Here is a 5,922-nt window from a genome sequence, read left to right on the forward strand (position 1 = left end):
CTATATAATCATAATGCACTATTTAAAGAGATCGAAAAATTATTGATGTTTACAAGTATACAATAAGGAGGAGTTTTAAATCCTCCTTATTGTACATATTTTACAAACTAGAACGGGTATCGTCAATAGATAACCCAACTTGACCCTCGATCTTACTTTTTAACTGAGGAGAAGCTAAAGTACCATCGTTGGTATGAAATTCACAAGGAATAACACCTGTAGAAGGACAAGTAACTGGAGTTGTACTGAATGAGTAGGCATCATTTGGGCTGTTGATTGTTGCATACCCAGTAACATAGTAGGTAGTTGGAACTAAATTGGTAAATGCACTAGCGCCTAAAGCAACTCCTGCTACTAATAGGCCTAAAAATACTTTTTTCATAATTGAAATTATTAAAAGGTTCTTGTTTTAAGGTTACCATATTTCTTTAAACAGGCTATGGCATTCTACCTGTTTTACGCGCGCAAAATCTTTTATTTCTTATATATCTTTAATCCAATAAATGCCAGGAGAATTAGGCCTGAATTAAACCAAACATGATTTTTCCAGGAGAGCTTTGCGATTATACCTCCACAGCTACACGGAAGGTCGCTATCAATATAAAACATGTATAATATGTAAATCAAAAACAAAACCATTAGAATCATCGAAGCTATAAGACCGTTCTTTCTTGATATTGGTAAAATTAGAGCCGTACTGATTCCGATTTCTGTTAAAGGAACTAGATATGCTACCACACTATGATATCTACCTATCAGTGGATAGTTAGCCAAAACTACCCTAAAAGTATCCATTGCTATCAATTTACTTGCAGCGGTATATATAAACAGAGCTACAAATAAATAACATATAACATCCACTATAATTCTTTTAGTTTTCTCTGACAGCCGTAAATTAGAGCGCCCTTTAAGTGTCGTTTCCATTTCTATAATTCTAATTGTTTATAATCAAACGTTTGTTCAACTTTAGACTGTAAAAGAATCCCCACAATAGCGAGCAACAAAAACACCACATTAAACACCAGGTGCTGCTCCCAGCTCATCGCCGCCAGTACTCCCCCACAGCTACAAGGAATCGAATCACTAAAATTCAAAATGGCTATAATATAGGCCGTGAACATGGCCATCAGCAACAAACAACCATACAAGCCCAACATAATGGTCCGTGGAATAATCAGCAACAAACAAACGCCAATCTCAACAGCTGGCACCAACCAAACCAATACCCTTGCAAAATCCGTCAAGATTGGAGACTTGCCGATCTGGATCTGAAATTTATCATAGTCCATTAACTTACTGGTTGCGGCATAAAGGAACAATAAGAAAAAAAGGCCGGATATAACCTCTACGATTACACCACGGCCGATCTTGCCCCTATTTGCGAGAATTTTAAAACAACAGTCAGATATAAAGTTCATTTTCTTAGAGTTCATAACAATTACTTTGATTACCCAAATTTCGCCAGGAAAAGCAAGACAGTGTTATATACCCATATACAGAAAAAATGTATACCCGTATACAATCCCGTTGTATACAAATACACACTTCACCTACTACGGATCAATACCATAGCAAAAACCAAAAAATGCTTTAGATTAATTTTAAGCTATTCAGCTTTTCCAATTGCCGTACATAGCCCACCCTGGTCAGATTTACATGTAAGGCCTGAACCTCCTGACTGGTGCAATAAATAAAACTCTGGTTTTCGGTAATAAACTGTTTTACCCGTTCCATTGGCGTCTGTAGCAACAGCGCATTCCGTTTACGATACTGCATCCCTTGACGAACCGCCAATATCCGTATCGCGTTATTGATATCAGGATAGTACTCCATCAAATCCAGCAGATCAGCATAGCTGATCGACAGCACCTCACCACTCTCCAGTATTTCTATATAATCGGTTCTCGGTTCACCATCCAGTAAACCTGAATCATTAAATATAAACCTGCATTTATTCCAGATATTGGTACCATACCTGCAACTTTTATCCATATTATAATAATAACTATGGACCATAGCTTGAATGGAAAACAGCAAATGTCCCTCCCATCCCGGGCCTGGACTTTCCAGCTGCTGATATTTCACCGCATTGTGAAGACGACATCGTTTCACAATTTCATTGATCTTGCTTTCTTCATCACTGACCATCTGTCCAAAAGCAGGCAGCACATATCGGGTGATCAATTCCCTTTTATAATCTTCTACATAATAATTCATAGGTGTAAATTGAGGGGCGTTGTACATGGCAAAATTTTGCTGTATAGCAGCAACAAAGTTCTGCATTGGAAAAGACTTTTTACTAGGCCAGCAGTACGAATACATACTATGCCAATACTCTAATAGTCAGAATATTTACATACAGAAAGCAGACAAACCCCTGCTGCTGCCAGAATCACACCAACCACATTAAAGGTCAGTTGCTCTTCCCAGTTCCATGCAGATAAAACACTACTGCAACTACAAGGAATAACCGAACTAAAATTCAGCATAAGCATGATATAAACTGAAAACAAAGTCATTAAAGCCAGACAGCCATATAAACCAAACCTCCTTTGTCCAGGGCGGATCAGTAATATACAAATCAAAAACTCCGAAACCGGAACCAGCCACCTCAGAATACCTCCATAGTTTCCAAGTACAGGCAACCTGGACATCTGACCATAAAACTGCTCACTATGGAAAAGTGCACTTAGCCCGGCATAAAGAAACAGGAGAAAAAAGAGCAGCCAGATCAGGCCTATAACCAGGTTATACGACCTCTTTCGTTTAAATACAAAAAATTCAAAGTCATTAAGTTTCCTAAAATTAAAGCCCCGGATGATAATTCCCCGAAGAAAGTTTATTGACAGCTGAGTTTTCATTTATAGTATCCACTAATTTTTGTTAATTTAATTCCATATAAAGTTCAATAGCAGAGATGAAATTTCAGCTATGCCAGTTCAGTTAATTACTACTGTGCCAGTTAGTTGACAAAAAACTAATCTTCGTAAATTATAGACTTCTTTTTTATATACTTCGAAGAAAACCTCATTTTCTGCCATTTTTTTGTTGTTGCTTCATCAATTTCCCCACTGCTAAAAACCGTCTCTAAGATTGCGGCCGGGCTAAACTTCTCACTGTTCATAATCACCAGGCCTCCCATTTTATGTTTCATAAAACCCAATGACAAAACCGGCACTGTTAAACAGCCCGGCTCTATTCCAAATATCCATTGCTGTGGCGCTAAGGTTTTATCTGTAAAAGAGATATCTGCAGTATATACCTCGTACATCAGCATCCGCTCGTTTTTTAAATCAAAAGACACCACAGTACAGTTTAACTTACAATGTGTAGCACCTTTAAGGAACTTGAGGTCTTGCGGCAATTGCAGCTCCGGGAGTTCTATTTGTAAAACACTCCCCGTAACCATCACTTCTGGCTTTACCAATAAGGATTTTTTTAATGGCGAACCAAGATTAAAGTCAAAACCATCCAGTGCAGCAAAATCAAGCTCCTCCAAAATCACCCGGTTTGTTTTCTCGTCTAAGGCCTGGCGCAACGACTGCAATACTTCATTAAGAAATCTGGTGTTCATATCTCCATCATGAAAACCAGCAACAACAGTATTAAACGCTTTCCTTATGGCGCAAGCAAGGCTACTCCCATAACCAAAAACTGTTGCTGCATTTTTTGTACCTTTAGTAAGGGCACTTTTAGGAGTTACCGCTTTTGATTGTATAACCTGCTTGCCCCGGTGTACCTTTGAAATTGTTGGGCCTACCAGACCCCTTAAGTGTTTTCCATCAAATCTTGCCATTTCGATTTATATTTTGGTTAAAGGATATACTATGTTCCAGCCTGCTCCAGTCCTGGTTCCCCTTTACTCCTGAGTTAATACCCAGTTAGAGCAGAGTAAGTCCGGGTTTTTCCGTAAAAACCCGGACTCACTCCGGACTTACTCTGCACGGAATACGAACCAGGACCAGACCATTCCTGATCTTGTTACAACCTCGAATTAAATTAATTAACTTAAAACTCATAAAAAAAGCCGGGTATCATCTCCCTTGTATGATACCACGGCCTGGCTTGTCTGTCTAAATTCAAAAAGTGTCGATTTTCTAAAAAATAAAGCCCCTAACTTTAATCTCTACAAAAAATTTCTCTTCTCCTTTAGCCTCTTCAACAAAATTTTATTAATTTAACACTCAGCAAAGCTCTAATTTGAAAAATGCTTTTAGGTAGGCCAGTTGAAATTTTACATGCTGTGCCAGTTTCCGATCCTCTTTTGTCTTGAAAATCATCAAGCTCAATTTGCTAAAATTTAAGTTAATCTCATCTCAAAAAAATGACAAAAATTGACTCTCAGTTGTGGAGAATACCCAATCTAATGGAGGGGTTCTACATGGCACAAGTGTATGAATTCATCATTGAAAACATACAAGAAGGTATTTTACTACCTAACACCTATTTACCGCCTTACCGGGAACTTGCCCAGTTAAACGGCATCAACAGAAATACCATTTTACGTGTATTCAACAAGCTTCAGGAACAGGGCTGGGTGATTGCACAACCTGGAAAAGGTATTTTTGTATCCCCTACCTATCCGGGCCATGATCCGCTCCATCCGGCTTCAGCAGCTATTGATCGTTTGCCCGTCAGGTTAAGATCACCTACTCCATTAACTCAGGATCCGGAAAAACCAAAGCAAAACTTTACAACGATAGGCTTTGACATCCCCAGCCCCTATTATTTTCCCGTAAGCCTGTATTACAAGTACATGCGGTACCACACCAAACGCTATCAAAACGTAAAACAAATCCAGCAGGTTATTGATGCACAGGGCCTGGATTTTAAAGACGCCATCCTTACCCACTTTAATGTAATGCGCGGATTTAACCTCCATCCACAATCTTTAGAGGTGATCATGGGCAGGCGGGAAAGTCTGGACGCCTTGCTTCATGTACTGATAGAACCCGGAGACATTGCCATCAGTACAGCACCTCAAGACCTCATTCTCCAGGAAGCGCTGGACAAATCTGGTGCAGAAACAATAGCCTTGAGCACTGTAGACCCTACATTCATGGATCAACTATCAGACTTACTGCAGCATAAAAAAATCAAAGTTCTCCATGTACGCCCTCAATGTGGTTATCCCGAAAACAACCACCTGAGTCCGGAAATTTGCAGACAACTCATTAGTCTAGCCAAAGAACATCAATTCTACCTTTTGGAGGAAGATGAATACCACGAATTTTGGTACAAACCCCAGCCCTATATCCCGTTGGTTAGATACAACCACAAAGGACATGTGATCTATCTGGGGGTATTGAGCTTACTGACACCTTATATGCAAAACACCAGGGTTATTGCCGCAGCCGCAGAATTTATTGCGCTGCTGAAAAAGGTACCCATGGAGCCATTCCGTTACCGGAATATTATTGAAGAGAAAGTCATTACAGATATTTTACGGAGCGGAGAACTTTGGAAATATGCAAAGAAGGCCAGAATGGCTAAAGAAATTCACCGGTATGAGATCAGTATGGAGATGCAAAATTATTTGCATGGAATTGCAGAAATTTATACTCCGGATAGCGGTTTAAACCTTTGGCTGGAATTTGGACATGCAGAAAGCCTGTTGGGTTATATGCAGGCCATTGAAAACCAGGGTATCGAGATCCCATACCCACCGGGCAGTCAAATGCCGGGTCCCGGTGTAATCAATATCCGGCTGGGTTATGGCACCTGGGATGTAAAAGAAGCAGAAGAGCCCGCTAAACTGATCAAAGAAAAGTTTAATTCGAGGGGAAATTAAACCCAATTTGTTTATCTTGAGCCCGTCTAATTTTTAAGAAAAAACACTTCAAAAGACTTATGAAACCATCATGTACAGAAATACACAAGCCGATATGAATAGAATTTGGTAGCACATGATAGCTTCATCAC

At 39.5% G+C, this 5,922-nt stretch carries 7 protein-coding genes; 1 reads left to right on the top strand and 6 read right to left on the bottom strand.

The window, feature by feature from the left end; genetic code table 11:
- Positions 1-100 precede the first annotated feature (100 nt).
- From DBR11_RS22250 to DBR11_RS22275, 6 genes are all read right to left on the bottom strand, one after another.
- The gene (locus DBR11_RS22250; RefSeq protein ID WP_108554811.1) at positions 101-382 is read right to left on the bottom strand and encodes a hypothetical protein; all 282 of its coding nucleotides are present in this window, start codon (positions 380-382) and stop codon (positions 101-103) included.
- Between the two features lie 92 nt (positions 383-474).
- Entirely contained in the window at positions 475-924 is a 450-nt protein-coding gene (locus DBR11_RS22255; protein WP_108554812.1) for a MauE/DoxX family redox-associated membrane protein, read from the bottom strand.
- Positions 925-926: 2 nt separating this feature from the next.
- Positions 927-1,418 (bottom strand): MauE/DoxX family redox-associated membrane protein, encoded by a 492-nt coding sequence (locus tag DBR11_RS22260; protein WP_108554817.1) that lies wholly within the window; start codon positions 1,416-1,418, stop codon positions 927-929.
- 172 nt (positions 1,419-1,590) lie between these two features.
- Positions 1,591-2,283, bottom strand: a complete 693-nt coding sequence (locus tag DBR11_RS22265; RefSeq protein ID WP_108554813.1) for a Crp/Fnr family transcriptional regulator — start codon at positions 2,281-2,283, stop codon at positions 1,591-1,593.
- Between the two features lie 53 nt (positions 2,284-2,336).
- On the bottom strand, positions 2,337-2,861 hold the full coding sequence (locus DBR11_RS22270) for a MauE/DoxX family redox-associated membrane protein (protein WP_108554814.1): 525 nt from the start codon (positions 2,859-2,861) through the stop codon (positions 2,337-2,339).
- Between the two features lie 116 nt (positions 2,862-2,977).
- Positions 2,978-3,796, bottom strand: a complete 819-nt coding sequence (locus DBR11_RS22275) for a hypothetical protein (RefSeq protein WP_108554815.1) — start codon at positions 3,794-3,796, stop codon at positions 2,978-2,980.
- A 528-nt stretch (positions 3,797-4,324) separates the two neighbouring features.
- Here DBR11_RS22275 and DBR11_RS22280 point away from each other — a divergent pair.
- Positions 4,325-5,791, top strand: coding sequence for a GntR family transcriptional regulator (locus tag DBR11_RS22280; RefSeq protein ID WP_108554816.1), 1,467 nt, complete (start codon positions 4,325-4,327; stop codon positions 5,789-5,791).
- Positions 5,792-5,922 lie beyond the last annotated feature (131 nt).

The organism is Pedobacter sp. HMWF019 (assembly GCF_003061025.1).
GTDB lineage: Bacteria > Bacteroidota > Bacteroidia > Sphingobacteriales > Sphingobacteriaceae > Pedobacter.

What these genes read in the sequence shown, in the direction of transcription:
- DBR11_RS22250 (WP_108554811.1), bottom strand. Translation starts at nt 382, where the DNA reads ATGAAAAAAGTATTTTTAGGCCTATTAGTAGCAGGAGTTGCTTTAGGC.
- DBR11_RS22255 (WP_108554812.1), bottom strand. Translation starts at nt 924, where the DNA reads ATGGAAACGACACTTAAAGGGCGCTCTAATTTACGGCTGTCAGAGAAA.
- DBR11_RS22260 (WP_108554817.1), bottom strand. Translation starts at nt 1,418, where the DNA reads ATGAACTTTATATCTGACTGTTGTTTTAAAATTCTCGCAAATAGGGGC.
- DBR11_RS22265 (WP_108554813.1), bottom strand. Translation starts at nt 2,283, where the DNA reads ATGCAGAACTTTGTTGCTGCTATACAGCAAAATTTTGCCATGTACAAC.
- DBR11_RS22270 (WP_108554814.1), bottom strand. Translation starts at nt 2,861, where the DNA reads ATGAAAACTCAGCTGTCAATAAACTTTCTTCGGGGAATTATCATCCGG.
- DBR11_RS22275 (WP_108554815.1), bottom strand. Translation starts at nt 3,796, where the DNA reads ATGGCAAGATTTGATGGAAAACACTTAAGGGGTCTGGTAGGCCCAACA.
- DBR11_RS22280 (WP_108554816.1), top strand. Translation starts at nt 4,325, where the DNA reads ATGACAAAAATTGACTCTCAGTTGTGGAGAATACCCAATCTAATGGAG.